Genomic DNA, 24,576 nt, shown 5'->3' on the forward strand with positions numbered 1-24,576 from the left:
CCTGACGGGTGAGCGCTGTCCGGGTCAGCGCTGGTTGCCCGCGCGGAGCCAGGCGAGGTAGTCGGCCACCGCGCGCCCGGTGTCGTAAGCGGGCTCGAAGCCGGTGTCCTCGCGCAGCCGGGTGATGTCGAGCCAGGTGTCGTGCCCGGACGGGTCGCGGCCCTCGGGCAGGCCGGCGCGGGCGTCCGGGACGAGCCCCCTGATCGCCGCGACCACCTCGCCGTTGGTGGTCAGGCGCCCGGACGCCACGTTGTACGTGCGGTGCCGCAGCCGCTCCGCCACCTGCAGCAGCGCGATGGCCCGGCCGCAGTCCTTGACGTAGCACAGGTCGATGCCGTCGTCGGTGTGCCCGCCGGCGCGGAGGGTGGACAGGTCGGGCTCGGCGCCGCGGGCGGCGGCGTGGACGAGCTGGGGCGCGGCGAAGAACGGCGACGGGGTGTGCCCGAGCGGCCCCCAGATGGCGGCGATGCGGTAGGTGACCGCCTCGACGCCCATTGCGCCGGCCAGGTGGCCGGCCATCAGCTCGCCGATCTTCTTGAACGCGGGGATCGGGTGGTACGCGGTCATCGGCAGCGGCAGGTCCTCGCCGAGCGCGCCCTCCGCGGTGACGCCGCCGTACACGCCGATGGTGCTGGCCAGCCCGAGCCGGCGCACCTGCCAGTCGCGGGCCGCCCGGAACACGTTGAGCAGACTCCTGACCGACTTCTCCGCCCCTTCGAGCGGCTCGTACGCGCCGGGCGGCCACGGTACGGACCCGGCGAGGTGCACGATGCCGGTGATCTTGTGGCGGTCGCCGATGTCGAGCAGTGACCGCTCGTCGGTGAGGTCGGCCCGCTCGACGAAGAGCCGCTCACCGGCCTCGGCCGCGAAGGCCGCCGGCACCTCTGCGGGGCGGCGCTGGACGAGCACGCACGACTCGCCGAGGTCGAGGAGGGCGCGGGTGGTGTGCGTGCCGATGAAGCCCAGCCCGCCGGTGATCAGGATCAATGGTCAGCCTTTCAGATCATCAGCTTTACTGATAATCAGGCTAGCATGCTACGCAGCGGTAGTGGAGCCACGGCGGCGCTGGATGCGCACGAGCGCGTCCGGGGCCGCAGGACCGGCGGGAGACCTTCGGCTCCCGTGTGCAATGAGCGTTGAAGGCGATCTCGCGGTCGGGGAGGTGATCGATGAGACGGCCGACCGGGGAGACCGGCACGCGGCACCCGGCACGCGGTGGGCGGCATGGGTGGCGGGACGCGGTCGGCGCCGCCGCACGCGTCGTGCGCGGCGCGGCGCGGCGCGGGGCACGGCGCGGCGCGGCGCACAGCGAGGCGCGGCGCGGGGCACAGCGAGGCGCGGCGCGGGGCACAGCGAGGCGCGGCGCGGGGCACAGCGAGGCGCGGCGCGGGGCACGCGGACGTGTCGGGGCGTGCAGGCTTGAGGCTGCCCTGGCCGACACGTCGTTCGCCCAGGGCTCGGGCGGCCCGCTCGGGAGCCGCTGAGGTTCCGCCCCGGTTCGGGCGGAAGCCGCTCAGGGCGCCAGGGGTGCGCTCGCCGGGACGCTCAACGCACCCTGGGTTCACGCCGGGACGCTCAGGTGCGCCCCGGGTGCGCTCTCGGGCTGCTGAGGGTGTGGCCCGAGACCGGCCTGAGCCGGTGCAGGCCCGTGCAGCCGGTGTGACCCGCGACCGTCCTGAGCCAGTGCGGGCCGGGGCGGGCCGGTTAAGTTAGAGCTTGACGCCCAGCAGGGCGTCGGCGAGGTCTCTTACCAGGCCGGGGGCGCCAGGATCGGTGCCGGGGCCGGTGAGGGCCTGGTCGGCCCAGGCGTCGATCGCGGCCAGCGCGCCCGGCGAGTCGAGGTCGTCGGCCAGCCGCTCGCGCACCGTGGCCAGCAGGTCGTCGGCGTTCGGACCCGCGGACAGCCCGGTCGCCGAGCGCCACAGCGCCAGCCGCCGCTCGGCCTCGGCCATCTGCTCGGGCACGTATTCCCAGTCGGCCCGGTAGTGGTGGGCCAGCAGCACGAGCCTGACGGCCATCGGGTCGTGCTCCAGGCGCAGCTTGGAGACGAAGACCAGGTTGCCCTTGGACTTCGACATCTTCTCGCCGTCGAGCGCCACCATCCCGGCGTGGGTGTAGAACTTCGCGAACGGCCACTCGCCGGTCGCGGCGTGCCCCTCGGAGGCGCCGCACTCGTGGTGGGGGAAGATCAGGTCGGAGCCGCCGCCGGCCACGTCGTAGCCGGGGCCCAGGTTGTCGAGGGCGATCGCGGTGCACTCGATGTGCCAGCCGGGCCGGCCCCGGCCCAGCCGTGACTCCCACGCGGGCTCGCCCGGCCGCTCGGCCCGCCACAGCAGCCAGTCGAGGGGGTCACGCTTGCCCGGCCGGTCGGGGTCGCCGCCGCGCTCGGCGAACAGGGCCAGCATCTCCTGCTCGTCGTAGCCGGACACCTGGCCGAACTTGGGGGCGTCGGCCACGCTGAAGTAGACGTCGCCGTCGAGGTCGTAGGTCACGCCCTTGGCCGCCAGCTGGACGATCAGCTCGGCCACGCCGCCGACGACCTCGGTGACCCCGACGTATTCGCGGGGCGGCACGATCCGCAGCGCCTCCATGTCGCTGCGGAACAGCTCGATCTCCCGCTCGGCCAGCTCCTGCCAGTCGACGCCGGTCTGCGCGGCGCGCTCCAGCAGCGGGTCGTCCACGTCGGTGGCGTTCTGCGTGTAGTGCACCTCGTGGCCCGCGTCGCGCCACATCCGGCCCACGAGGTCGAAGGCGTGGTAGGTGTTGGCGTGGCCGAGGTGGGTGGCGTCGTAGGGGGTGATGCCGCAGACGTACATCCTGGCGGTGGGCCCGGGATCGGTCTGCCGGACCTGCTTCGCCGAGGTGTCGTAGAGACGCAGCGGAATGCTCTCACCTGGGAGCTTGGGGACGTTCGGGGCAGACCACGATCTCATGCCTTTGAGCCTATCCGTCCCGATCGGCGGTCAGGTCGGTGAACTCGTACGTCACGCCGCCGGGCGCGATCGCGACCTCCATCACCGACAGGGAGGCGAAGATCCGCCCGTCCGGCAGCTCGTGCCGGATGATGAGCGCGCCGCGGTCGGAGGACGGCTCCGCCCTGATCAGCTCCCGCCATTCGGCGGTGTCCCGGAACCTGGGCAGGTACGCGAGGACCCGCTCGCTCGCGGGGTCGAGGCCCGAGTTGACGACCATGCTGGTGCCCGCGGGCAGCTCGGAGACGGACGCGCGCTCGCCGTCCCAGCTGCACATCCGCACCCGCGTCAGGTCGGCCAGCACCAGGTGGAAGGGGTCGTAGCGGCTCAGGTCGGGGCCCGGCAGCTCCCCGGTGCACGCCGCCCGCAGCGCCAGGTCGCCCCGCGAGACCTTCGTGGTCTCCTCGGCCGCCCGGCCGTGCCCGTTGAGCAGCGCCGCGGCGCGACGGGCCGCCGGGTTGACGGCCAGCCAGGTGCCGCCGGCCTTGAGGTCGCGCCCGCCGATCACCCCCGGGTATTCCGGCCAGTGCTCCCCCGGCCCTTCCCAGGGCCGGTCGGCGAACTCGTCCCGCACGCCCATGAGGGTCAGCGGCTGCCCGGATCTCACGATCAGCGTGCACATGGGCAAAGAGTATTAAACGGGCTTTGGCTCTTTCATATGGGGGGCCAGGGTATGGCGGGCCACCCCTCCGACGGGTACGGATGCACGCCGGTGTCCAGCAACCGCCTGACCCGCTGCCAGGTGGCCTCCACCTCGGCCAGCGTCAGCAGCTCGCGCAGCTTGCGGCCCAGGGAGCCGGACTCGATGTCGCGCTCGAGCTTGGCCAGCACCGCCACCGCCTCGCGGGCCAGCGGCTTGCCGCGCCACTGCCACAGCACGGTGCGCAGTTTGTCCTCGACGGAGAAGCAGACCCCGTGGTCGACGCCGTAGACGTGGCCCGTGGGCAGCGGCAGCAGGTGACCGCCCTTGCGGTCGGCGTTGTTGACCACCGCGTCGAACACCGCCATCCGGCGCACGACCGGGTTGCGGCTCCTGACCAGCCGCATGAGGTCGATCTCGCGCTCGGTGTCGATCCAGAGCTGGCACATGCCCGGCCCGAAGGGCCCGTCGCGGTAGACCGTGGGCGGCACGATGCGCCAGCCGGTCGCCTGGGAGACCTCGAAGGCGGCCACCTCGCGGGCGGCGAGGGTGCCGTCGGGGAAGTCCCACAGGGGGCGCTCGCCGCGTACGGGCTTGTAGACGCAGGCGGCCGAGCGCGCACCCAGCTTGACCGAGCAGTAGAGCGTCATGTTGGTCGCCTCGACGAGGCGGCCGGCGACCTCCAGGCTGCCGTCGCGCAGCAGCGCGAGCGCCTCCTCGTCATGCATGGACGGCGGTGGGGAGGGCTTGATGGCCGGTTCGCTCTCGGGAGCGGTCATGAAGCCGCCTCACCCCCGCGGTAGCCGTTGAGACGTACGCAGACGTGTCCGGCGGCGTCGAGCGGCTGCCCGCACAGGGGACACGGCGGGCGGCCCGCCGCGACGATCTGGAGGGCTCGCTGGGTGAAGGCGCGAGCGGCTCCCGCGCTGATGCGCACGCGCAGCACAGCGGGGTCGGGAGTCTCCAGATCGTCTTCGTCGATGACCTCCTGCGCCTCTATCACCACCTGGGACTTCTCGGCGTCCCATGTCAGCGCCATGGTGCCGACGCGGAAGTCCTCCGCGACCGGCACGTCGAGAGGGGCGTCGTCGGCCAGGTCGGCGGGGGCGAGCGCGGGCACCTGCGCGGTGCCCCCGCTGAGCCGCAGCACCTCGTCGAGCAGCTCGTCGAGCCTGCCCGCGAGTGCGGCGACCTGCAGCTTCTCCAGCGTCACCGTGGTCAGTCTGCCCTCGGCCCTGGCCTGCAGAAAAAAGACCCGTGCGCCCGGCTGCCCCAAGGCACCGGCGACGAACCTCTCTGGTGGGTCGTAGTCGAAGACCGGCATAGCCTGACCTTACGTGGTTCCGGGTCCGCCGCCGACGGCGGCATCGCTCCCGGTGATGTTTTCTCCCCCGTCTTTCTCCTCCGAATCCTCGGGAAGCCTCAATTCCCCCATATCGTTGACCCTGAGAACAAAGGGACGCAAGGGGGCATAGCGAATGACGGTGAGGGCCGCCGGATCGGCCGTTATCCGTTGAAATTGATCGAGGTGGAGGCCCAGGGCGTCCGCGACGATCGCCTTGATCACGTCGCCGTGGCTGCACACCAGGTAGACACCCTTCACCCCGAGGCGCTGGTTCCATTCGCGGACCGCCGCGACCGCGCGATGTTGCATTCCGGCCAGCGATTCCCCTTCCGGAAATGTCACCGCGCTCGGGTGTGCCTGCACGACCTGCCACAACGGGTCCTTGGCGAGCTCCTTCAGCGGGCGCCCGGTCCACTCGCCGTAGCCGCATTCGATGAAGCGGTCGTCGGTCACCACATCGAGTTCGCGTTCCTCGGCGACCGCTTGCGCCGTTTCCCGGCAGCGCTCCAGCGGGCTGGAGACAATGGCGTCGAGCCTGACGCCCGCGACGCGCCCGGCGAGCGCGGCGGCCTGCGCCCGTCCCGCCTCGCTCAGATGCACACCCGGGGTGCGGCCGGCCAGCACCGGCCCGGTGAGGTCCGTCAGCCCGTGCCGGGCCAGAAGCAGCGTGGTCATCAAGCAAGTGTCGCAGGCGTCGATCACAACGTTTCATCGACCTGAACGGTAACCTGGCGGGATCATGGAGCAGCGCTATGTCGGCCACAGTGGCCTGTCGGTGTCCCGGCTGGGGCTCGGCACGATGACCTGGGGGCGTGACACCGACGCGGACGAGGCCGCCGCCCAGCTCCGCACGTTCCTTGACGCGGGCGGCAATCTCGTCGACACGGCCGACGTCTACACCGGCGGTGACTCCGAGCGGCTGCTGGGCCGGATGTTGCGCGACTCCGTGCCGCGCTCCGAGCTGGTGATCTCCACCAAGGCCGTGGTGACGCCGACGGGCCGCCGCCCGCGCGACGCCTCCAGGCGCCACCTGATCGCCGCCGTGGACGACTCGCTCAACCGCCTCGGGCTCGACTACGTCGACCTGTGGCAGCTCCACACGTACGACGCCGAGGTGCCGCTGGAGGAGACCATGGCCGCGCTCGACGCGATCGTCTCCTCGGGCCGCGCCGTCTACGCGGGCGTCTGCGACTACGCCGGCTGGCAGCTCGCCGCCGCCGCGGTCACCCAGAAGATGGTCCCCGGCCGCATCCCGATCACCGCGGCCCAGGCCGAATACTCCCTGCTGGCCCGCGAGCCGGAGCGCGAGCTGCTGCCCGCCGCGGCCCATCTGGGCGTGGGCGTGCTGGCCTGGTCGCCGCTGGGGCGCGGGGTGCTGACCGGCAAATACCGCACCGGCATCCCGGCCGACTCCCGCGCGGCCACCCCGCACTTCGCCGACTTCGTCCGCCCCTACCTGGACGAGCGCAGCCGCCGGGTCGTGGAGTCGGTCATGACCGCCGCCGACGGGCTCGGCGTGTCCCCGCTGGCCGTGGCCCTGTCGTGGGTCCGCGACCAGCCGGGCGTCGCCTCGGCCATCGTCGGCGCCCGTACGCATGCGCAGCTCAAAGGCGTTCTTCCGGCGGAAGACGTGGTGCTGCCGATTGAGATCCGAGAGGCCCTCGATGACGTGTCGTCCCTCGACTGACCCGATGGACGGGAGCCGCCGGCCCCCGGCCGACAGGGAACGAGAGACTCTCTCGCGTATCACTAGTCGATACCGAATCGCAACTTTACCCGGTAAACACCTGCGTCTGACGCGCGATGTCCATAAAGATTTCCCCCGGAAGCGACGCAGGAGGGGACGGATGGGGAGCAGGACCGCGATCTCGGCTGGAGTTCTCGCGGTGGCGCTGGCGGCCGTCCCGGTGGCGGCGCCTGCCGCCTCGGCGGCGGCCCAGGACTGCACGCGCGACGGGGGTCTGCTCTCGGGGGTGACCAACACCCTGTGCGACGTCGTCGAGGCGGTCACGGGCACGGTCGACACCCTGACCGGCGGCACGACCGACAAGGTCACGGACGGGCTGGACAAGACGACCGACGAGGTGCTGGGCCGCGTCGGCGAGGCGGTGCCGACCACCAAGACCACACCCGGCAGGCCGGCCAAGCCGTCATCGACGCCGAGCTCGTCGCCGACCAGGACGGGGCTGGTGCCCGAGACGCTCGATGACGTCTGCCTGCCGGTGCTGGCCTGCGAGGACCAGGGGGTCGTCGGCAGGGCGACGCCGCGGCCGACGCCCACGCCGTCGCCCGGGCGTACGGGCGGGCGCCTGGAGGGCGAGGAGCGGGCCTCGGCGGTGCCGACCACGCAGCCCTCCCGGCCGGAGAGCCGGCCGCAGCTCGTGGACACGGGCCGGCCGGTGGCCGAGAAGAAGACCGCGCACGCCGAGGAGCCCCGGGTGGACCTGCTGTGGCCCAACCCGTTCGCGCACGAGCTGGCGGTGCCGATGCAGGATCAGCGCGTGGTGCGGCCGAGCCCGCCGGCCTCCGACGTGATCGGGACGGTGCTGACCATCGCGCTGCTGGGGTCGGCGGTGCTGGCCACGCGGATCGTGCAGCAGCGCCGGCACCGTACGGAGCCGACGGAGTCGATCCCGTTCGAGCCGGCGCGCGCGGGCAGCGGGCGGCACCGCCTGGCCTGACCGTCCCCCGAGCCCCCGAGCCCGCGGGCTCGGGGGTTCAGGGGGTCAGCCGCCGATGGCGTGGACGCCGCCGTCGACGTGGACGATCTCACCCGTCGTCGCCGGGAACCAGTCGGACATCAGCGCCACGCAGGCCTTGGCCGCCGGGACCGTGTCGGACAGGTCCCAGCCCAGCGGGGCCTTCTCCGGCCAGCTGTCCTCGAACTCCTTGAAGCCCGGGATCGACTTGGCCGCCATCGTGCGCAGCGGCCCGGCCGCCACCAGGTTGACCCGGATGTTCTGCTTGCCCAGGTCGCGGGCGAGGTAGCGGTTGCAGGACTCGAGCCCGGCCTTGGCCACGCCCATCCAGTCGTAGACCGGCCACGCCTTGGAGGCGTCGAAGTCGAGGCCGACCACCGCCCCGCCCTCCTTCATCAGCGGCAGGCAGGCCACGGCCAGGGACTTGAACGAGTAGGTCGACACCTGCAGCGCCGTGGCGACGTCTTCCCACGAGGTGTTGAGGAAGTTGCCCCCGAGCGCCGTCTGCGGGGCGAAGCCGATCGAGTGGACGACCCCGTCGAGCCCGTCGACGTGCTCCCCCACCCGGGCCGCGAGCGTGTCGAGGTGCTCGTTGTTCTGGACGTCGAGCTCCAGCACCGGCGCCGGCTGCGGCAGGCGCTTGGCGATGCGCTCCACCAGGCTCAGCCGCCCGAAACCGGTCAGGACGACCGTGGCGCCCTCCTCCTGGGCCAGCTTGGCCACCGAGAAGGCGATCGAGGCGTCGGTCAGGACGCCCGTGACGAGGATCCGCTTGCCTTCGAGAATTCCCACGTCAGTGCCCCATTCCGAGTCCGCCGTCGACGGGGATCACGGCCCCGGTGATGTAGGAGGCGTCGTCGCTCGCCAGGAAGCGCACGACGCGCGCCACCTCCTCGGGGACCGCCTGCCGTCCGAGCGGGATGTTGGCCACGATCGCCTCCTGGTCGAGGTCGGCGGTCATGTCGGTGGCCACGAAGCCCGGCGCGACGACGTTGACCGTGATGTTGCGGGAGCCGTATTCGCGGGCCAGGGAGCGGGCGAAGCCGACCAGGCCGGCCTTGGAGGCGGCGTAGTTGGCCTGGCCCGCCTGGCCGCTCAGGCCGACGACGGAGGAGATGAGAACGATCCGGCCGCGCTTGAGCTTCATCATGGGCCTGATGGCCCGCTTGGCGACGCGGTAGGCGCCGGTCAGGTTGGCGTCGATGACGTCGGTGAAGGTCTCCTCCTTCATCATCGCGAGCAACGTGTCCTTGGTGATGCCGGCGTTGGAGACCAGGACCTCGACCGGGCCGTGCTCGGCCTCGACCTTCTCGAACGCGGCCTCGACGTCGGCCATGCTGGTGACGTCGCAGCGCACGCCGAACAGGCCCTCGGGCGGCTCCCCGGATCGGTAGGTGACCGCGACGGCGTCGCCTGCCGCGGCGAGTTCACGGGCGATCGCGAGGCCTATGCCGCGATTGCCCCCGGTGACGAGTACAGAGCGTGCCATGAGACCTGACGCTATCTCCTACCCGCCGGTATCGGCTTGTCCGGGTGAGACAAGATCACAGGGTTAGGATCGTGGACATGCGCCAGATCGATCCCGACTTCCTGGAACTGCCGCTGCGGCAGCTCGCGGACGCCGCCCTGCAGCGCGCCCGCGACCTCGGCGCCGAGCACGCCGACTTCCGGCTCGAACGCGTCAGAGCGGAGACCCTGAGCCTGTACGACGCCCGGCTCGAGGGCGCCATGGACGCCGACGACCTGGGCTACGCCGTGCGCGTCGTCAAGGGCGGCACGTGGGGGTTCGCCGCCGGCATCCACCTGACGCCGCAGGCCGCCGCCGTGGTGGCCGAGCAGGCGGTGCGGGTGGCGGAGGTGAGCGCCCCGATCAACCGGGAGCCCATCGAGCTGGCGCCCGAGCCGGCGCACGCGGAGGCCGTGTGGGTGTCGGCCTACGACGTCGACCCGTTCGACGTGGCCCCGGCCGACAAGGTGGGCCTGCTGGCGGAGTGGTCGGCCGGGCTGCTGAAGGGCGCCGACCACGTCTCCGCGCGGCTGCTGCAGGTCAAGGAGCAGAAGTTCTACGCCGACACGGCCGGCACCGTGACCACGCAGCAGCGGGTTCGGGTGCATCCGAAGCTCAACGCGATGAAGGCGGCCGAGAGCGGCTTCGACGACATGTCGACCATCGCGCCGCCGGTCGGGCGCGGGTACGAATACCTGACCGGCACCGGCTGGGACTGGCCGGACGAGCTGGCCAGGCTGCCCGAGCTGCTGGCGGAGAAGCTGGCGGCGCCCTCGGTCGAGGCGGGCGACTACGACCTGGTGATCGATCCGTCCAACCTGTGGCTGACGATCCACGAGTCGATCGGCCACGCCACGGAGCTGGACCGGGCGCTGGGCTACGAGGCGGCCTACGCCGGCACCAGCTTCGCCACGTTCGACCAGCTCAACGAGCTCGTCTACGGCTCTCCCCTGATGAACGTGACCGGCGACAGGACGGTCACCCACGGCCTGGCCACGATCGGCTACGACGACGAGGGCGTGCGGGGGCAGAGCTTCGACATCGTCAAGGACGGCATCCTGGTGGGCTACCAGCTCGACCGGCGGATGGCGCTGATGAAGGGGTTCGGGCGGTCCAACGGGTGCGCGTTCGCCGACTCGCCGGGCCACATGCCGATCCAGCGCATGGCCAACGTGTCGCTGGCGGCGGCGCCCGACGGGCCCTCGACGGACGAGCTGATCGCGGGCGTCGAGCGGGGCATCTACATCGTCGGCGACAAGAGCTGGTCGATCGACATGCAGCGCTACAACTTCCAGTTCACCGGGCAGCGGGCGTACCGGATCTCGCACGGGAAGCTGGCGGGGCAGGTCAGGGACTTCGCCTACCAGGCCACGACGACGGACTTCTGGCAGTCGATGGAGGCGGTCGGCGGGCCGGGGACCTACGTGCTCGGCGGCGCCTTCAACTGCGGCAAGGGACAGCCGGGACAGGTCGCGCCGGTCAGCCACGGATGTCCGTCGGCGCTGTTCAGGGGCGTGCGGATCCTCAACACGGTGCAGGAGGGCGGGAAGTGACGCCTCAGGAGATGGTGGAGAGGGCACTCGAGCTCTCCGGTAACGACGCCTGCGTGGTGCTCGTGGACGAGGGGTCCACGGCCAACCTGCGCTTCGCGGGCAACACGCTGACCACGAACGGCGTCGCCCGGTCCGCGCAGCTGACCGTGATCTCGATCGCGGGACAGGGCGTGGGCGTGGTGTCGCGGTCGGCCGTACGCGACGAGCAGCTCGCCGACGTGGTGGCGGCGGCCGACGCGGCGGCGCGCGACGCGCAGCCCGCCGAGGACGCCCGCGAGCTCGTCACGGGCGGCGCCGCCTCGCCCCACTGGGACGAGGAGGTGCGGCCGACCGACATCGGGGTCTACGAGGGGTTCGCGCCGGCGCTCGGCGACGCGTTCGCCGCGGCGGAGGCCGGCGGCAGGAGGCTGTACGGCTTCGCGGAGCACTCGCTGACCTCGACCTTCCTCGGCACCTCCACGGGCGTGCGGCTGCGGCACGACCAGCCGACCGGCCGTCTGGAGCTCAACGCCAAGTCGGCCGACCTGAAGCGCTCGGCGTGGACCGGCGTGTCCACGCCGGACTTCACCGACGTCGACGTGGCCGCCCTCGACTCCGCCCTGGCCCAGCGCCTGGAGTGGGCCAAGACCCGGGTGGACCTGCCGGCGGGCCGCTACGAGACGCTGCTGCCGCCGAGCGCGGTGGCCGACCTGATGATCTACCTGTTCTGGTCGGCGGGCGCCAGGGACGCGCTGGACGGGCGCTCGGTGTTCGCCAAGCCCGGCGGGGGCACGCGGGTGGGCGAGCAGCTCGCCCGGCTGCCCGTCTCGCTGTCGAGCGACCCCGGGGCGGCGGGCATCGCGTGCGCGCCGTTCGTGACGGCGCACGCCTCCAGCAGGCAGAGCTCGGTGTTCGACAACGGGCTGCCGCTGGGGCCGACCGACTGGATCAGCGACGGGCGGCTGGAGTCGCTGCTGCAGACCCGCTACTCGGCGGAGCTGAGCGGGCTGCCGGTGACGCCGGGCATCGACAACCTGATCATGTCGGGGCCCGAGGGCGGGCGGTCGCTGGAGGAGATGATCGCCTCCACGCGGCGCGGGCTGCTGGTCACCTGCCTGTGGTACATCCGCGAGGTCGACCCCCAGACGCTGCTGGTGACCGGGCTGACCAGGGACGGCGTCTACCTCGTCGAGCACGGCGAGGTCGTGGGCGAGGTGAACAACTTCCGCTTCAACGAGAGCCCGGTGGACCTGCTGGGACGGCTGACGGAGGTGGGCGCCGCCGGGCGGACGCTGCCGCGCGAGTGGAACGACTACTTCCAGCGCACGATCATGCCGGCGGTGCGGGTGCCCGACTTCAACATGTCCACGGTCAGCCAGGCGAGCTGACGCCCCTCACGGGCCCTCCTCAGCGGGGGCCCAGGAGGGCGGCCAGGGCGTGGCTGAGCGACTCGCCGAGCGTCTTGGCGCACGCCTCGTAGCCTTCGGGCGGGCCGCCGTACGGGTCGTACACCTCCAGGGCCCGCCGCTCCTCGCGGCGCTCGGCGGCCGACTGGACGATCGCGCGCGCCCGCTCCGCCGTGTCGGAGCGGTAACGGCGCCCTCCGGCGCCGGCCGCCAGCGCGGCGAACTCGGGCAGCGTGAACGTCTTGCGCGCCGCCTGCGGGTCGAGGGAGACGGCCACGGCGCGGTGCCCGTTCTCCATGGTCAGCAGCAGGTCGGAGGACCTGACGAGATCGAGGTCCAGCACGCGGGCCCGGTGCGTGCGGCCGTCGAGGCCCAGCCTGCCCAGGGCGGCGACCGCGTGGGGGGCCATCGGGTGGCCGACCAGCGCGCGCACGCCCGCGCTCCCCGTGGCCACGGGCATGGCCGCGGAGTGGAGCATCGCCTTGGCGATCACCTCTGCCATGGCGGAACGGCAGATGTTGGCCGTGCACACCAGCAGGATGCGGAACTCACCACTCACGCCCGCCAATCTAATCGCTCCCGCCGTCCCGGGTGGGGCAGATTCGTGGCGGGCGCCGGCGCCGTGGGGGCCGCTGAGGCGTTCCCGAACGCGGGCGCGGCGCTGAGGCGTTCCCGGGCGCGGGTGTGGCGCTGAGGCGTTCCCGGGCGCGGGTGTGGCACTGAGCGTGTTCCTCAGCGCGGGTGCGGTGCTGAGGCGTTCTTGGGCGTGGGCGCGGCGCTGAGACGGGCGCTGAGGCGTTCCGGCGGGCGGGCCGGCGGAGCGGGTGGCGGACGGCCGTCCCGCCCCGCGGCCGGCGGCTCAGGTGTCCTCGAGGCGGAAGCCCACCTTCATGCCTACCTGGAAGTGCGCGACCTCTCCCGCGTCGAGGTGCCCGCGGATCTCGGTCACCTCGAACCAGTCGAGGTGCCGCAAGGTCTCGGACGCCCTCTTGAGGCCGTTGCGGATGGCCTGGTCGACGCTCTCCCCCGATGTGCCGACGATCTCGGTGACCCGGTACGTACGATCCGTCATCTCCACATCCTCCTTACTCGAAGGCCATGATCGCATGACCTCCCTCCCCGCCCGGGGGTGCCGTGGCGACCCGGCCCTCCTGGGTCTACCGTGGGAACTATGAAGGGGTGGCGCAAGAAACCGGATGTCCACCAGGTGACGGACGCCAAGCCGTCGCTGACGTCCGACATCCGCAAGCGGGAGATCAGCTACCTCATCAAGATGGGGATCCGCACGCTCTGCCTGATCCTGGCCGTGGTGGTGCCGGTGCCGTGGCCGTACCGGCTGCTGTTCATCGCGGCGGCGGTCTTTTTGCCATACATAGCGGTAATCGGGGCCAATGAGAGGGGCGAGGCAGGCCCGCCACCTACCTTTCAGTCCCCTGAGGCTAACCAAACCGAGATACCGCTGCATCGACGCGAGATCGGGTCGTGACTAAGTCTTGACGCATCCCACGGGTTGTAGGTGTACGCTTTAGCCATAGCGCTCCGGTCCCCCGTCGGAGTGCTGGTGCCGGCGTTCCGGGCCCCCGTCGGAACGCCGATGAAGCGACGCCGGGTGGTTTGCCCCCGTAACCACCCGGCGTCGCCCTTTTCCCGGCCGTGATTTGATCACTCCACGCGATCCACGCAGTTGGATAGGGCGGCTTTCCCGAAATCGTTTACACTCGCCCCCGCCTCGTTATTCCCAGGAAATCTTCAGGCGGGTGGCGAGCTTGACTTCAAGAGTTCGTTCGAGTCTTAGCCGTCTGTCAGCGTCTCAGTTGTCGCCTGACCCCAGTTCTTCGCCAATGTGGTCAGTCGCGCCACAGCGTCCTCAGGGGCCACGCCGGCGCCCTGGGCCAGGCCGAGCAGGTACGCCGTCAGCGGCGCGGCCGGCCTGGCGACGCCGTGGGCGACCTCCTTGGTGAGCTCGAGAATCTGGTCCCGGTCCACCAGCGCCGGGTCGATGCCCAGCTCCTTGCAGGCCAGGCTGGTCCATTCGTTCAGCACGTGCATATGAGCCTCCTCCAGGTCGTTCATTGTGTCTTGGTCGAACCAGGGGCGTCCGTTCCCGGCGGTGCGAGGCGGACGCGCGACGGCCAGGGGGCCCGAGCCGCCGGCCGGCGCGGAAGTGCCGTCACCCGGCCCGCCAGACGGAGCGGCCCGGCAGCGCCCGGCACGCCGGTCTGAGCAGCGGCGGGCGGTGCCGGGGCGCCGGGCATGGCGCTTCAGCCGCCGATGGCGGACATGGGGCGGGAGGGCTGGAGGAAGGACGGGTCGTCGATGCCGTGGCCCGCACGCTTGCGGGACACCGCCACCATCCACCGCTCGGCCAGCTCCTCGTCCGAGGCCCCGGCGCGCATCGCCGTCTTCAGGTCGGACTCCTCGGTGGCGAACAGGCAGTTGCGCACCTGGCCGTCGGCGGTGAGGCGGACCCGGTCGCACGCGCCGCAGAACGGCCGTGTCACCGAGCCGATCACGCCGACCCGGGCGGGCCCGCCGTCCACGAGGAACCGCTCGGCCGGGGCGCTGCCGCGCTCCTCCAGGTCGTCGGGCGTGAGGTCGAAGGAGGCGGACAGGAGGCCGAGGATCTCGTCGGCGGTGACCATGTCCTCGCGGCTCCAGCCGTGCTGGGCGTCGAGCGGCATCTGCTCGATGAAGCGCAGCTCGTAGCCCCGGGCCAGGCACCAGCGCAGCAGCGGCGCGGCCTCGTGGTCGTTGACGCCGCGCATGAGCACCGTGTTGACCTTGACGGGGCGCAGGCCGGCGGCGTCGGCGGCGGCGAGCCCGTCGATAACGTCGGCGTGCCTGTCGCGGTGCGCGAGCCGCTTGAACGTGCCGGCGTCGAGCGTGTCGAGGGAGACGTTGACCCGGTGGAGGCCGGCGGCGGCCAGCGGCTCGGCGAGGCGGGCCAGGCCGATGCCGTTGGTGGTCAGGGAGATCTGGGGCCTGGGGGACAGCGTGGTGGTGCGGGCGACGATGTCGACCAGCTCACGCCGCAGAAGGGGCTCGCCGCCGGTGTAGCGGACCTCGGTGACCCCGAGCCGCTCGACGGCGATCGTCACGAGCCGGACGATCTCGTCGGCGGTGAGGAGCTTCGCGTTGGGCAGCCAGTCGAGGCCCTCGGGAGGCATGCAGTACGTACAGCGCAGATTGCACTTGTCCGTGAGGGACACCCGAAGATCTGTCGCCACCCGTCCGAACGAGTCTCGCAACACGGGGCGTCACCTCCTGTTCGTTTGAGCCAGAGGGCCAGACTACGTCGGCGGTCGGCCTGCGCTCAAAATCCGCCTCTTCATCGCACGACAACACATTCTTCCCTAGATCGATTCCTTGCCGGTGGGGGACGTTTCCGGCGTTTCCGGACGGCGGTCCGCAGTCCTTCGCGCGGCATCAGCCGTCTACCAGGGCGGCGGCGCGGGCGCGGCGTCGTCGGTGATCGGTACGGGGGGCGGTCGGCGGTCTCGTGGGTGCCTCGTACACGTCCTGGCGGGACATGGCGCCGGCGCCCCGAGAGCGCGTGGGTGTCGGTCAGAGGGCGGCGTGCCAGGACTCGCGGGCGCGCACCAGCTCCGCCAGGTGCTTGCGCGACCACTCGCAGCCGGCGTTCATCGGCTCCAGGAGGCTGCGGCCGAGGTCGGTGAGCGCGTATTCGACGCGGGGCGGGATCTCGGCGTACGCGGTGCGGGTGAGCAGGCCGTCGCGCTCCATGGCGCGCAGGGACTCGGTGAGCACCTTCGGGGTGATGCCGCGCAGGACCGTCTGGAGCTCGTTGAAGCGGCGCGGGCCGAGCTCCAGGCAGCGGATGATCTTCGCGGTCCACTTGTCGCCGATGCGGATCGGCGCGGCGACCGGCGGGCAGCCGGTGAACATGTCCGGATCGAGGGGCTCGGCCATCCCGTCATCGTAGGCAACTATCGTTGCGGAAAGCGACATCTCCCCATCTACCGTCTGCGGAGGCGGCCGGGCGATCCGGCCGCCGGTCGGGATCGCGTGGACGGAGTGTGTGGCATGAGCAGGATCGTGGTGTTCGGCGCCGGCGGGCGGGCCGGGGTGAAGGTGGTCGCGGAGGCGGCCGGGCGCGGGCACGAGGTGACGGCCGTGGTGCGGGATCCGGGGAAATATCCGGATCTGGGCGGCGAGAGGGTGCGGGTGCTGGCGGGAGACGTCACCGACGCCGCCGGCGTGGCCGGGCTCGCGGCGGGGCACGACGCGGCGCTGCAGGTCGCGGCGCGGCTGGACATGCCGTCGGAGGAGTTCTACACCGCGGCCGCGCGGGCCCTGGTGGACGGGCTGGCGCGGGCCGGGGTGCCGCGGCTGGTGGCGCTGGGCATCGGGAGCCTGCTGGAGGTCTCGCCCGGGGTGCGGCTCGTGGACACGCCGGGGTTCCCGGCCGACGCGCGGGCGTTCTCGCTGGGGCACGCCGCGGAGCTGGAGGTGCTGGAGGGGTCGGCGCTCGACTGGGTGGTGATCGCGCCGCCGCCCGTGTTCCTGGACGCCGAGGCGGGCAGGACGGGGCGGTACCGGTTCGGGGACGGGCGGGTGCCGGAGTCCGGGGAGGGGGATCCGGCGTTCTCGTACGCGGATCTGGCGGTGGCGCTCGTGGACGAGGTGGACCGTCCCCGGCATCACCGGGTTCAGGTCGCCGTGTCCTATTGACGGCGTTCACGGCCCCGGACATGGCGGACGCCCGGCCGGGGTCGGCCGGGCGTCCGGGTGTGACTAGTGGCGGTGGCCGACGACCTTGACCCAGTCCTTGCCCTCCGAGGGCGCCAGGTAGCGGCTCCCCTCGAAGACCGCGCGCCACGTGCCCGACGTGCGGGCCGGCACCCTCAGGCCGAAGTAGCCCTTGCCGCCGGTGCGGACGGTGTCCACGTGCTCCCAGCGGCCGCTGCCGTCAGGCTGGAAGAGGATCACGATCCGCTTGTACGCCAGGCGGTGCCAGCGCTCCGACTTCTTGCAGGTGTCGGCGTGGTGCACCGAGACGAAGCCGCTGATGTAGTCCTCGTCGCACTGCACAGAGAGCTTGCCCTCAAGGGTGAGGGGCTTGCCCCGCCACGCGGGCTCCGGGTTCGCGTCGAACTGCAGGGTCGTGTAGCCGCCCGCGACGTCGGGGTCCAGGCCCGGGTCCGGGTCCGCGAGCGCGGGCGAGGCGGCGGTGGCCACCATCGTGGCGCCCAGGGCAGCAGCCGCCAGACCGGCGGCTAGGCGTCGCATCATCAAAATCAGATTTCCTTCCCCGTCTGGAAAACGCGCCCCAAGCCGGGGCACGTCACCGCCAATGACGCGTAAGGGGAAGGAAAAGTTGCGACAAAGTTGATCACGATTCGGCAACGGCGTTTCGTGTGGCGTTTGATGCGCTTTTTGGTTCAGGCACTATTGCGCGATTTGTCGGGATTTAGAGACATCTGAGGCGTAGTGTCCTGTTCCGGGGTAGCGGACGCGCCAGTAGCCGCCCGTACGACCCTGCACCGTGCCCATGAACGCGCCGGCCGCGTCCGTGGTCGTCTCCCCCACCGTCTCCCAGGCCGCGGCCTCGTCCGGACGCCAGAGGATCTCGAGCCGCTGCTTGGCGAACGGGCCGTAGTCGGTGAGGCCGCGCGGGTCCACCCGGGTGAGCGAGCCACGCATGCGTACGCCGTCCGTACGGGCCGACTTCTCCGCCCGCACCTCCGAGAGCCTGGTCTCGCGCCTGAGCTCGAACGACGCGTACTCCGTGATCGTCGCCCCGCCCGCGCCCCTGGCGGTGGCGGTGATCGTCCAGGTGCCCGCGGGGTAGAAGCGGTTCAGCTTCTTGTCCGGCAGGAACCTCCAGGTCTGCCAGCCGTCGGCCATCCGGGCCGGCGGGGGCGGGGCCAGGCGCCACACCAGGCGCGGCGGGATCTGCGGGTGCGACTGCGCGGGAACGCCGTCCTTGGGGCCCGCGCCGGCCGGGACGGGATCCGCCACCGGGTCGGCCACGGGGTCGGCAACGGAACCGGCAACGGGGTCGGCAACGGAACCGGCCGCGCCCGGCGCGGCGGGCGACGGCGCGGCACCCGTGCCCGGGCCTGAGCCTGTGCCTGTGCCCGGATCGGGCGCGGGAGCTGGAGCGAGGCCCGGCGACGGGGCCGGGGCCGAGTCCTCGGCCGGGGCGAGACCCGGTGACGGGTCCGCGGCGGGGGCCTGAGCCGACCCGCGGGACTGGCCCGACCCGTGAACCGGGTCCGTCCCGTCGGTCCGGCCCGACGCCCGGGCCGGGGTGAGCGGCGAGGCCTGGGCCGGCTCCTGGCCCGGGGCCAGGACCGGCGCCTGAGCCTGGGCCGGGGCCTGGCCGGGAGCCTGATCCGGCGCGTGCGCCGGAGGCTGGGCGGGGACCTGATCCGGCGCCTGGGCCGGCGACTGAGCAGGCGTCTGAGGTGGTGCTTGGGCGGGCGGCTGGTCGGGTTGCTGGACAGGAGGCCGTACCGGGGATTGGACAGGGGGCCGGGCCGGTGGGTCCGCGGGTGAAGGCGCGGACGGGGGTGTCTTCGACAGGTCCGGTACGTGGGCCGGCGGGGCGCCGGGCTCGACCTTGACGGTGACGCCGTCCTTGCCCCGCGCCCCCTTGGCGATCACGTCGATCACCAGGCGGACGGAACCCTGCGCCCCTACGACCGGATCGGCGGGGCGTACGGTGATGGCGCTGATGTCGAGCTCACTCGCGGCGGAGAAGGCGGGTGCGGGCACCGTGAGCGACCCCGCCGCGAGCGAGACGAGAAGAAAGCTTCTGGTCATGATCGAGACGGTAGGAACCGTCCGGTAATGACCAGGACCACAACACACGCCCCTAATGGCAAAACCGGCTCAACCCGAAGAGACGCGCATCCGGCCGGCCGGATGCGGTTACCCGTAGAGCCTTTCGATGATGTCGGCGTATTTCGTGTGGATGATGCGCCGCTTCAGCTTCAGGCTCGGGGTGAGCTCCTCGGTCTCGGCCGTCCACTCCACGCCCAGCAGCGCCCACTTCTTGACCTGCTGCACCCTGGCCAGCTTGGCGTTGGCGGCCATCACCGCCGACTCCACCTCCTTGAGGACCTCCGGGTGCTCGGCCAGCTCGGCGAGCGAGTCGAACGTGATGCCGCGCGCCTGCGCCCAGCCGGGCGCCACCTCGGCGTCCAGCGTCAGCACGGCCACCGGGTGCGGCCGGTTGTCGCCGTAGGCGAGGGCCTGGCCGATGAGGCTGTGCTCCTTGAGGTGGTTCTCGATCTCGGCCGGTGAGATGTTCTCGCCGCCCGCGGTGATGATCAGCTCCTTCTTGCGGTCCACGACGCGGTAGAAGCCGTCCTCGTCGACCGTGCCGATGTCGCCGGTGTGCAGCCAGCCGTCGGCGTCCAGCAGCTCGGCGGTGGCCTGGGCGCGGTGGAGGTAGCCGCCGGTGTTGAGCGGGCTGCGGGTGAGGATCTCGCCGTCCTCGGCGATGCGGATCTCGACGCCGGGCTCGGCCCTGCCGACGGTGCCCAGGCGGTAGCAGGCGGGGCTGTTGCCGGTGAAGGCGCCGGTGGTCTCCGTCATGCCGTACACGTCGATGACCTTCAGCCCGAGACCCGCGTAGAAGTGCTGCACCTCGGGGGCCAGCGGCGCGGCGCCGGTGGCGGTCCACTCGGCGCGGTCGAACCCGATCATGCCGCGGATGACGGACAGGAGCGAGGCGTCGGCCTGGTCGTAGGCGGCCTGGATCTCGGGGGTGATCGTGCGGCCGTACTGGCCGGCCTCGACGTACGCGGCGCCCGCCTCCATGGCCTTGCGCACGGCGGCCTGCTGCTCCTCCGGCTGGGTGGCGAGCACGGCCAGCAGGCGGGCCATCATCTTCTCCCACACGCGCGGCACGCCGAAGAACATCATCGGCCTGACCTGGCCTAATGTGGCCCCGAGGTTGGCCAGGTCGGTGCAGAAGTGCACGTGGGAGACCTTGACCAGGGGCAGGTAGAGGCTGAGGATCCGCTCGGCGATGTGGGCGTAGGTGAGGTAGGAGATCTGCGTGCCGCGCACGGGCAGCGAGGTGAGGCGGTCGGTGGCGGCGACCTCGTAGAAGATGTTGGCGTGGGTGAGCGGCACGCCCTTGGGGGTGCCGGTCGTGCCCGAGGTGTAGAGGACGGTGGCCACGTCGTCGGGGGTGACCGCGCGCCAGCGGGCCTCGACCGTGTCCGGGTCCGCGGCCAGCCGCTCCCGGCCCAGGTCGAGGAAGTCGGCCCAGGTCATGAACCGGTCGCCGGCGGGCGCCCCGTCCAGCATGATGATCTTGCGGAGGCCGTCCAGCCCGTCGAGCACCGGCTCCCAGCGGGCCAGGTCGGCCGGGCCGCCGAGGACGGCGTACCGGGCGTCCACGTCGCCGGCCACGAAGGCGATCTGGTCGGACGCGAACGTCGAGTAGATCGTGCAGCCCACCCCGCCCGCGTGCACGGCGCCGAGGTCGGCCAGCACGTGCTCACTGCGGTTGACCATCATGAGGGCCACCGCCTCGCCGGGCCGGAGCCCGAGGGCGGCGAACGCGGCCGCGATCTCCAGGATCCGCCGGCGGGCCTGGCCGTAGGTCAGCGTCTTCCAGCCGTCCCCGTCCGGATCGGAGTAGGCGGGCGCGTCACCGTGTTGCTCGGCCGCCTGTCTGAGTTGCTCACAGACGGTACGGCCGGCGATCTGACGCTCGATCTCGGCCCGGACTTCGAGGACTTCGGCCATGGCACCCGCCTCCAGTCAGTATTCACTTGCATGAATGGGATGCATCGCACCACACCCCCGGAGCAGCGGCAAGTGCTTGCGGAGAGAGATCCGCGAGCTTCACGTAGAGTGATCACTTGCATGCGGAAAGTGCTCGACAGGGGGGTATATGAGCGACGGTGGCGGCAGGACGTTCTTCGGGCATCCCTGGGGGCTGGCCACGCTGTTCGGCACCGAGATGTGGGAGCGGTTCTCCTGGTACGGCCTGCGGGCGATCCTGGCCACCTTCATGGCCGCGTCGCCCGCGCACCAGGGCCTGGGCCTGTCGCAGGAGACGTCCCAGGCGGTCGTCGGCGTCTACGGCGCGCTCATCTACCTGGTGGCGCTGCCGGGCGGGTGGATCGCGGACCGCATCCTCGGGGCGCGCCGGTCGGTGTTCTGGGGCGGGTTCGTCATCATGCTCGGGCACATCAGCATGGCGATCCCGGTGACGTCGCCGTTCTTCGTCTGGCTGGGGCTGCTGCTGATCATCGCCGGCACGGGCCTGCTCAAGCCGAACATCTCCGTCATGGTCGGCCGGCTCTACCCGGACGAGGACGACGCGCGCAGGGACGCCGGGTTCTCGCTGTTCTACCTGGGCATCAACCTGGGCGCCTTCTTCGCGCCCATCGTGGTGGGCTGGCTGGCCGCCGGCGACCGGTGGCACCTGGGGTTCAGCGCGGCGGCGGTCGGCATGGCGCTGGGCCTGGTCCAGTACGTCTGGGGCGGCCGCAACCTGCGCGGCGTCGGCGAGCGCCCCGGCCTGCGCCTGACCCGCCGCGAACGCCTGCGCTTCGCCCGGGTCGTGACCCTCGGCACGGCGGCGGTGGCGATCGCGCTGGCGGCCTGGGCGGCGACCGGCACGCTCACGATCGACCGGCTCACCGTGGCGATCACGGTGGTCATCCTGATCGTGCCCATCGCCTACTTCGCGTACATCATGCTCGGCAGCCACGACCTGACCGAGGACGAGCGCATCCGGATGAAGGCCTACATCTGGCTGTTCGTGGCGGCGGCCGTCTTCTGGATGCTCTACGACCTGGCGCCGAGCAAGCTGCTGTTCTTCGCCGCGGACCACACCGACCTGTCGCTGTTCGGCGTCCCGATCCAGGCGGCCACGACGCAGTCGTTCAACCCGCTGTTCATCATGATCTTCGTGCCGGTGTTCGCGGCGCTGTGGGTGAAGCTGGGCACGCGGGTGAGCACGCCGCAGAAGTTCGGGTTCGCGCTCGTCATGGTGGGGCTGAGCTTCGTGGTCATGGCGGTGGCGGCGGGGCTGGCCGGGGCCGGGCGGGTCTCGGTGTGGTGGCTGGTGCTGGTCTACCTGGTCCAGGTGTTCGGGGAGCTGTCGCTGAGCCCGGTCGGGCTGTCGGTGACGACGAAGCTGGCGCCCGAGGCGTTCAAGGGGCAGATGCTGGGGATCTGGTTCATCGCGGTGTCGGTGGGCGACGCGGTCGGCGGGCAGACGGGGCGGCTCAACCGGGTGCTGTCCGAGCCGATGTACTACCTGGTGCTGGCGGCGATGGCGGTCGTGGCGGGGATCGCGCTGTTCATGTTCACGCGGAGGCTGCGGGTGATGATGGCCGAGCATCACGAACCCGCCATGCGGTAGACATTTCGATCGTGTCCGAAATTCTGGATCTAGCCGGCATTTTCGTCTTCGCGTTGTCCGGCGCGCTCATGGGCGTACGCAAGCGGCTCGACGTGGTCGGGATGGGGGTGCTGGCCGAGATGACCGCGCTGGGCGGGGGCGTCGTCCGCGACCTCATCCTCAACGTGCGGCCGATCGCCTTCCAGAGCGTCGGCTACGTGCTGGTGCCGGTCGTGGCGACGGTGATCGTCTTCTTCTGGCACCCGCACGTGGCCCGGGTGATGCCGGCCATCCTGGTCCTGGACGCGGCCGGGCTCGGGCTGTTCTGCGCGGTCGGGACGGAGAAGGCCATGGAGTACGGCCTCAGCCCCCTGCACGCGGCGCTGCTGGGCGTCACGACGGGGGTGGGCGGGGGGATGCTCCGCGACGTGCTGGCCGGGCAGATCCCCGCGCTCCTGTACGACCGGCAGTTCTACGCGGTGCCGGCCATGCTGGGGTCGGGGGTGATGGCGGGGCTGTCGTCGTACGGTCTGCACGGGTGGCCGGCGGTGCTGGCGGCGGCGATGCTGGCGTTCGGCCTGCGGATCGCGGCCATGCGCCGCAAGTGGCAGGCACCGCTGGCCAGGGGCCTCAACGAGTGAGGTCACACCATCGCGATGAGCGAGTCCGGGGGGCGGGGGGTGCCGGAGGGGCCGTGGTCGCGGGCGGCGCGCAGGCGGACGACCGCGTCCGTCAGGGCCTGGGGCGGCTGGGTGAAGGGGAGGCGGAGGTAGCCCTCGTGGGTGCCCTCCAGGCCGAACCAGGGGCCGGGCGCCAGGCGTACGCCGTGGGAGGCGGCCGCCTCGGCGAGCGGGGTCGAGCCGCCGGCGTCCAGGCGTACCCACAGGGTGCCGCCGCCGCGCGGCAGCTCGAACGTCCATTCCGGCAGGTGCTCGCGCAGGCCCGCGACCAGCGCGTCGCGTGAGGCGCGCAGGGTGCGGCGGCGTTCGGCGCGGGTCTCCTCCAGCCGGTCGAACAGCCGCGCCACCACGAGTTGCTCCAGCACCGGGCTGGCGATGTCCACCGACGAGCGGAAGGTGGCCAGGCGGCGGGCGAGCGCGGCGGTGGTGCGGATCCAGCCGATGCGCAGCCCGCCCCACCACAGCTTGGACGCCGACCCGATGCTGATCATCCGGCTGTCGCTGTCGAACGCCGCCATCGGCGAGGTGCGGGGCACCTCGTCCAGCGCCAGCTCCGACCAGGTCTCGTCCACCAGCACCATGGTGTCGTTCCGCCGGGCGGCGCCCGCGACGGCGGCGCGGACGGGGTCCTCCATGAGGGCGCCCGTCGGGTTCTGGAAGTCGGGCATGAGGTAGGCCAGGCGGGCGCCCGACTGCCGCATGGCCCCGGCGACCAGGTCCTGCTGCCAGCCCTCGTGGGAGATCCCGACCGGGACGATGCGGGCGCCGCGGTGGCGGGCCGCGTCGATGGCGTGCGGGTACGTCGGCGACTCCACCACCACCGCGTCGCCGGCGCCGACGAGCAGGCCCATGACGAGCTGGATGGCGTGCTGGGAGCCGGTGGTGACGATGATCTGCTCGGGCCTGGTGGCCACTCCCCTGGCGGTGTACCGGGCGGCGATCCGCTCCCTGAGCACGGGCAGGCCCATGGGGTCGTAGCCGTTGCCCATGCCGTACCGGGGGATGTCCTCGACCGCCTCCGCCATGGCGGCGGTGAGCGCCGTGGGGCCGGGCGGGGCGGCGCAGTGGAGCTGGACGAGGCTGTCGCCGTCGGTGCTGAGCCACGGGTTCTCGGCCGTCGTGGCCGGGTCGGGCAGGGCGGTCCAGCTGCCCGAGCCCTGCCGGCTCTCCAGGTAGCCGCGCTCGCGCAGCAGGTCGTAGGCCGAGGTCACGGTGGTGCGGCTGACCTGGAGGACCTCGGCCAGGTGGCGTTCGGCGGGCATGCGGACGCGGACCGGGAGCCGGCCGTCCATGATCAGGCCGCGGACGCCGTCGGCGAGGGCGCGGTAGTACGGCCGCGCGTCCGGGCCGATGCCGACCAGCCGGGCCACCTGCGTCGCTGAGACATGTCTCATAAGGCCACTTTTCGTTATTGGCCCTGTTTTGGCAAGTGGCAAGATGCCAATCTGGGTCCACT

The 24,576-nt window shown here is 71.9% G+C and carries 25 protein-coding genes; 8 read left to right on the forward strand and 17 right to left on the reverse strand.

Annotation, left to right across the window (positions count from 1 at the left end; translation table 11 throughout):
• Nucleotides 1–24: 24 nt before the first annotated feature.
• From ACBJ59_RS32475 to ACBJ59_RS32500, 6 genes are all read right to left on the reverse strand, one after another.
• Nucleotides 25–987: an NAD-dependent epimerase/dehydratase family protein gene (locus ACBJ59_RS32475; protein ID WP_375114017.1), complete on the reverse strand. Its 963-nt coding sequence runs from the start codon at nucleotides 985–987 to the stop codon at nucleotides 25–27.
• 722 nt (nucleotides 988–1,709) lie between these two features.
• Entirely contained in the window at nucleotides 1,710–2,933 is a 1,224-nt protein-coding gene (mshC, locus tag ACBJ59_RS32480) for a cysteine--1-D-myo-inosityl 2-amino-2-deoxy-alpha-D-glucopyranoside ligase (RefSeq protein ID WP_375114018.1), read from the reverse strand.
• Nucleotides 2,934–2,943: 10 nt separating this feature from the next.
• A complete protein-coding gene (locus ACBJ59_RS32485; RefSeq protein WP_375114019.1) occupies nucleotides 2,944–3,594 on the reverse strand; it encodes an NRDE family protein in 651 nt (216 codons plus the stop codon).
• Between the two features lie 32 nt (nucleotides 3,595–3,626).
• Nucleotides 3,627–4,391 (reverse strand): SCO1664 family protein, encoded by a 765-nt coding sequence (locus ACBJ59_RS32490; RefSeq protein ID WP_364136167.1) that lies wholly within the window; start codon nucleotides 4,389–4,391, stop codon nucleotides 3,627–3,629.
• Nucleotides 4,388–4,936: a DUF3090 domain-containing protein gene (locus ACBJ59_RS32495; protein WP_364136164.1), complete on the reverse strand. Its 549-nt coding sequence runs from the start codon at nucleotides 4,934–4,936 to the stop codon at nucleotides 4,388–4,390. Before ACBJ59_RS32495 ends, ACBJ59_RS32490 begins: the two co-directional genes overlap by 4 nt.
• Nucleotides 4,937–4,945: 9 nt before the next feature.
• Nucleotides 4,946–5,632, reverse strand: coding sequence for an MSMEG_4193 family putative phosphomutase (locus ACBJ59_RS32500; protein WP_375114020.1), 687 nt, complete (start codon nucleotides 5,630–5,632; stop codon nucleotides 4,946–4,948).
• Nucleotides 5,633–5,696: 64 nt separating this feature from the next.
• On the opposite strand from ACBJ59_RS32500, the gene ACBJ59_RS32505 reads away from it, so the two are divergent.
• Nucleotides 5,697–6,644, forward strand: a complete 948-nt coding sequence (locus ACBJ59_RS32505; protein ID WP_375114021.1) for an aldo/keto reductase — start codon at nucleotides 5,697–5,699, stop codon at nucleotides 6,642–6,644.
• A 160-nt stretch (nucleotides 6,645–6,804) separates the two neighbouring features.
• Complete coding sequence (locus ACBJ59_RS32510) at nucleotides 6,805–7,638, forward strand: hypothetical protein (protein ID WP_375114022.1); 834 nt, start codon at nucleotides 6,805–6,807, stop codon at nucleotides 7,636–7,638.
• Between the two features lie 45 nt (nucleotides 7,639–7,683).
• Here ACBJ59_RS32510 and fabI read toward each other — a convergent pair whose 3' ends face one another.
• Nucleotides 7,684–8,448 carry an enoyl-ACP reductase FabI gene (gene fabI, locus ACBJ59_RS32515; protein WP_364136152.1) on the reverse strand — a complete coding sequence of 255 codons (765 nt, stop codon included), beginning with the start codon at nucleotides 8,446–8,448 and terminating at the stop codon, nucleotides 7,684–7,686.
• A gap of 1 nt (nucleotide 8,449) precedes the next feature.
• On the reverse strand, nucleotides 8,450–9,145 hold the full coding sequence (locus tag ACBJ59_RS32520) for a beta-ketoacyl-ACP reductase (protein ID WP_375114023.1): 696 nt from the start codon (nucleotides 9,143–9,145) through the stop codon (nucleotides 8,450–8,452).
• Between the two features lie 77 nt (nucleotides 9,146–9,222).
• Here ACBJ59_RS32520 and ACBJ59_RS32525 point away from each other — a divergent pair, with 77 nt between their 5' ends.
• A complete protein-coding gene (locus ACBJ59_RS32525; RefSeq protein WP_375114024.1) occupies nucleotides 9,223–10,716 on the forward strand; it encodes a TldD/PmbA family protein in 1,494 nt (497 codons plus the stop codon).
• Nucleotides 10,713–12,083 carry a metallopeptidase TldD-related protein gene (locus ACBJ59_RS32530; RefSeq protein WP_375114025.1) on the forward strand — a complete coding sequence of 457 codons (1,371 nt, stop codon included), beginning with the start codon at nucleotides 10,713–10,715 and terminating at the stop codon, nucleotides 12,081–12,083. The genes ACBJ59_RS32525 and ACBJ59_RS32530 overlap by 4 nt, the downstream gene beginning before the upstream one ends.
• A gap of 19 nt (nucleotides 12,084–12,102) precedes the next feature.
• Here ACBJ59_RS32530 and ACBJ59_RS32535 read toward each other — a convergent pair whose 3' ends face one another.
• Nucleotides 12,103–12,660 (reverse strand): hypothetical protein, encoded by a 558-nt coding sequence (locus ACBJ59_RS32535; protein ID WP_375114026.1) that lies wholly within the window; start codon nucleotides 12,658–12,660, stop codon nucleotides 12,103–12,105.
• A 300-nt stretch (nucleotides 12,661–12,960) separates the two neighbouring features.
• Nucleotides 12,961–13,173 carry a dodecin gene (locus tag ACBJ59_RS32540; RefSeq protein WP_364136137.1) on the reverse strand — a complete coding sequence of 71 codons (213 nt, stop codon included), beginning with the start codon at nucleotides 13,171–13,173 and terminating at the stop codon, nucleotides 12,961–12,963.
• Nucleotides 13,174–13,272: 99 nt separating this feature from the next.
• Here ACBJ59_RS32540 and ACBJ59_RS32545 point away from each other — a divergent pair, with 99 nt between their 5' ends.
• Entirely contained in the window at nucleotides 13,273–13,587 is a 315-nt protein-coding gene (locus tag ACBJ59_RS32545; RefSeq protein WP_364136134.1) for a DUF3099 domain-containing protein, read from the forward strand.
• A gap of 305 nt (nucleotides 13,588–13,892) precedes the next feature.
• On the opposite strand, the gene ACBJ59_RS32550 is transcribed toward ACBJ59_RS32545, so the two are convergent.
• From ACBJ59_RS32550 to ACBJ59_RS32560, 3 genes are all read right to left on the reverse strand, one after another.
• Nucleotides 13,893–14,150, reverse strand: a complete 258-nt coding sequence (locus tag ACBJ59_RS32550; RefSeq protein ID WP_364136131.1) for a DUF6457 domain-containing protein — start codon at nucleotides 14,148–14,150, stop codon at nucleotides 13,893–13,895.
• Nucleotides 14,151–14,362: 212 nt separating this feature from the next.
• Nucleotides 14,363–15,352 (reverse strand): GTP 3',8-cyclase MoaA, encoded by a 990-nt coding sequence (gene moaA / locus ACBJ59_RS32555; RefSeq protein ID WP_375114027.1) that lies wholly within the window; start codon nucleotides 15,350–15,352, stop codon nucleotides 14,363–14,365.
• Nucleotides 15,353–15,665: 313 nt separating this feature from the next.
• On the reverse strand, nucleotides 15,666–16,031 hold the full coding sequence (locus ACBJ59_RS32560) for a helix-turn-helix domain-containing protein (protein ID WP_364136125.1): 366 nt from the start codon (nucleotides 16,029–16,031) through the stop codon (nucleotides 15,666–15,668).
• A gap of 114 nt (nucleotides 16,032–16,145) precedes the next feature.
• Here ACBJ59_RS32560 and ACBJ59_RS32565 point away from each other — a divergent pair, with 114 nt between their 5' ends.
• Nucleotides 16,146–16,793 (forward strand): NAD(P)H-binding protein, encoded by a 648-nt coding sequence (locus ACBJ59_RS32565; RefSeq protein WP_364136122.1) that lies wholly within the window; start codon nucleotides 16,146–16,148, stop codon nucleotides 16,791–16,793.
• 63 nt (nucleotides 16,794–16,856) lie between these two features.
• On the opposite strand, the gene ACBJ59_RS32570 is transcribed toward ACBJ59_RS32565, so the two are convergent.
• The 3 genes from ACBJ59_RS32570 to ACBJ59_RS32580 all read right to left on the reverse strand — a co-directional run bounded on the left by ACBJ59_RS32570 (nucleotide 16,857) and on the right by ACBJ59_RS32580 (nucleotide 20,831).
• A complete protein-coding gene (locus ACBJ59_RS32570) occupies nucleotides 16,857–17,354 on the reverse strand; it encodes a hypothetical protein (RefSeq protein ID WP_364136119.1) in 498 nt (165 codons plus the stop codon).
• 156 nt (nucleotides 17,355–17,510) lie between these two features.
• Nucleotides 17,511–18,890: a hypothetical protein gene (locus tag ACBJ59_RS32575; protein ID WP_375114028.1), complete on the reverse strand. Its 1,380-nt coding sequence runs from the start codon at nucleotides 18,888–18,890 to the stop codon at nucleotides 17,511–17,513.
• A 108-nt stretch (nucleotides 18,891–18,998) separates the two neighbouring features.
• Nucleotides 18,999–20,831 (reverse strand): AMP-dependent synthetase/ligase, encoded by a 1,833-nt coding sequence (locus ACBJ59_RS32580; protein ID WP_375114029.1) that lies wholly within the window; start codon nucleotides 20,829–20,831, stop codon nucleotides 18,999–19,001.
• Nucleotides 20,832–20,979: 148 nt separating this feature from the next.
• Here ACBJ59_RS32580 and ACBJ59_RS32585 point away from each other — a divergent pair, with 148 nt between their 5' ends.
• Together ACBJ59_RS32585 and ACBJ59_RS32590 are read left to right on the forward strand one after the other, a co-directional pair.
• Nucleotides 20,980–22,461: a peptide MFS transporter gene (locus ACBJ59_RS32585; RefSeq protein WP_375114030.1), complete on the forward strand. Its 1,482-nt coding sequence runs from the start codon at nucleotides 20,980–20,982 to the stop codon at nucleotides 22,459–22,461.
• A gap of 11 nt (nucleotides 22,462–22,472) precedes the next feature.
• The gene (locus tag ACBJ59_RS32590; RefSeq protein WP_375114031.1) at nucleotides 22,473–23,081 is read left to right on the forward strand and encodes a trimeric intracellular cation channel family protein; all 609 of its coding nucleotides are present in this window, start codon (nucleotides 22,473–22,475) and stop codon (nucleotides 23,079–23,081) included.
• Between the two features lie 2 nt (nucleotides 23,082–23,083).
• On the opposite strand, the gene ACBJ59_RS32595 is transcribed toward ACBJ59_RS32590, so the two are convergent.
• Nucleotides 23,084–24,514: a PLP-dependent aminotransferase family protein gene (locus ACBJ59_RS32595; RefSeq protein ID WP_375114032.1), complete on the reverse strand. Its 1,431-nt coding sequence runs from the start codon at nucleotides 24,512–24,514 to the stop codon at nucleotides 23,084–23,086.
• Nucleotides 24,515–24,576 lie beyond the last annotated feature (62 nt).

Source organism: Nonomuraea sp. MTCD27 (genome assembly GCF_041950495.1).
Taxonomy (GTDB): Bacteria; Actinomycetota; Actinomycetes; order Streptosporangiales; family Streptosporangiaceae; genus Nonomuraea.

What these genes read in the sequence shown, in the direction of transcription:
- mshC (WP_375114018.1), bottom strand. Translation starts at nt 2,933, where the DNA reads ATGAGATCGTGGTCTGCCCCGAACGTCCCCAAGCTCCCAGGTGAGAGC.
- ACBJ59_RS32485 (WP_375114019.1), bottom strand. Translation starts at nt 3,594, where the DNA reads ATGTGCACGCTGATCGTGAGATCCGGGCAGCCGCTGACCCTCATGGGC.
- ACBJ59_RS32490 (WP_364136167.1), bottom strand. Translation starts at nt 4,391, where the DNA reads ATGACCGCTCCCGAGAGCGAACCGGCCATCAAGCCCTCCCCACCGCCG.
- ACBJ59_RS32495 (WP_364136164.1), bottom strand. Translation starts at nt 4,936, where the DNA reads ATGCCGGTCTTCGACTACGACCCACCAGAGAGGTTCGTCGCCGGTGCC.
- ACBJ59_RS32500 (WP_375114020.1), bottom strand. Translation starts at nt 5,632, where the DNA reads ATGACCACGCTGCTTCTGGCCCGGCACGGGCTGACGGACCTCACCGGG.
- ACBJ59_RS32505 (WP_375114021.1), top strand. Translation starts at nt 5,697, where the DNA reads ATGGAGCAGCGCTATGTCGGCCACAGTGGCCTGTCGGTGTCCCGGCTG.
- ACBJ59_RS32510 (WP_375114022.1), top strand. Translation starts at nt 6,805, where the DNA reads ATGGGGAGCAGGACCGCGATCTCGGCTGGAGTTCTCGCGGTGGCGCTG.
- ACBJ59_RS32520 (WP_375114023.1), bottom strand. Translation starts at nt 9,145, where the DNA reads ATGGCACGCTCTGTACTCGTCACCGGGGGCAATCGCGGCATAGGCCTC.
- ACBJ59_RS32525 (WP_375114024.1), top strand. Translation starts at nt 9,223, where the DNA reads ATGCGCCAGATCGATCCCGACTTCCTGGAACTGCCGCTGCGGCAGCTC.
- ACBJ59_RS32540 (WP_364136137.1), bottom strand. Translation starts at nt 13,173, where the DNA reads ATGACGGATCGTACGTACCGGGTCACCGAGATCGTCGGCACATCGGGG.
- ACBJ59_RS32545 (WP_364136134.1), top strand. Translation starts at nt 13,273, where the DNA reads ATGAAGGGGTGGCGCAAGAAACCGGATGTCCACCAGGTGACGGACGCC.
- ACBJ59_RS32550 (WP_364136131.1), bottom strand. Translation starts at nt 14,150, where the DNA reads ATGCACGTGCTGAACGAATGGACCAGCCTGGCCTGCAAGGAGCTGGGC.
- ACBJ59_RS32560 (WP_364136125.1), bottom strand. Translation starts at nt 16,031, where the DNA reads ATGGCCGAGCCCCTCGATCCGGACATGTTCACCGGCTGCCCGCCGGTC.
- ACBJ59_RS32565 (WP_364136122.1), top strand. Translation starts at nt 16,146, where the DNA reads ATGAGCAGGATCGTGGTGTTCGGCGCCGGCGGGCGGGCCGGGGTGAAG.
- ACBJ59_RS32570 (WP_364136119.1), bottom strand. Translation starts at nt 17,354, where the DNA reads ATGATGCGACGCCTAGCCGCCGGTCTGGCGGCTGCTGCCCTGGGCGCC.
- ACBJ59_RS32575 (WP_375114028.1), bottom strand. Translation starts at nt 18,890, where the DNA reads ATGACCAGAAGCTTTCTTCTCGTCTCGCTCGCGGCGGGGTCGCTCACG.
- ACBJ59_RS32580 (WP_375114029.1), bottom strand. Translation starts at nt 20,831, where the DNA reads ATGGCCGAAGTCCTCGAAGTCCGGGCCGAGATCGAGCGTCAGATCGCC.
- ACBJ59_RS32585 (WP_375114030.1), top strand. Translation starts at nt 20,980, where the DNA reads ATGAGCGACGGTGGCGGCAGGACGTTCTTCGGGCATCCCTGGGGGCTG.
- ACBJ59_RS32595 (WP_375114032.1), bottom strand. Translation starts at nt 24,514, where the DNA reads ATGAGACATGTCTCAGCGACGCAGGTGGCCCGGCTGGTCGGCATCGGC.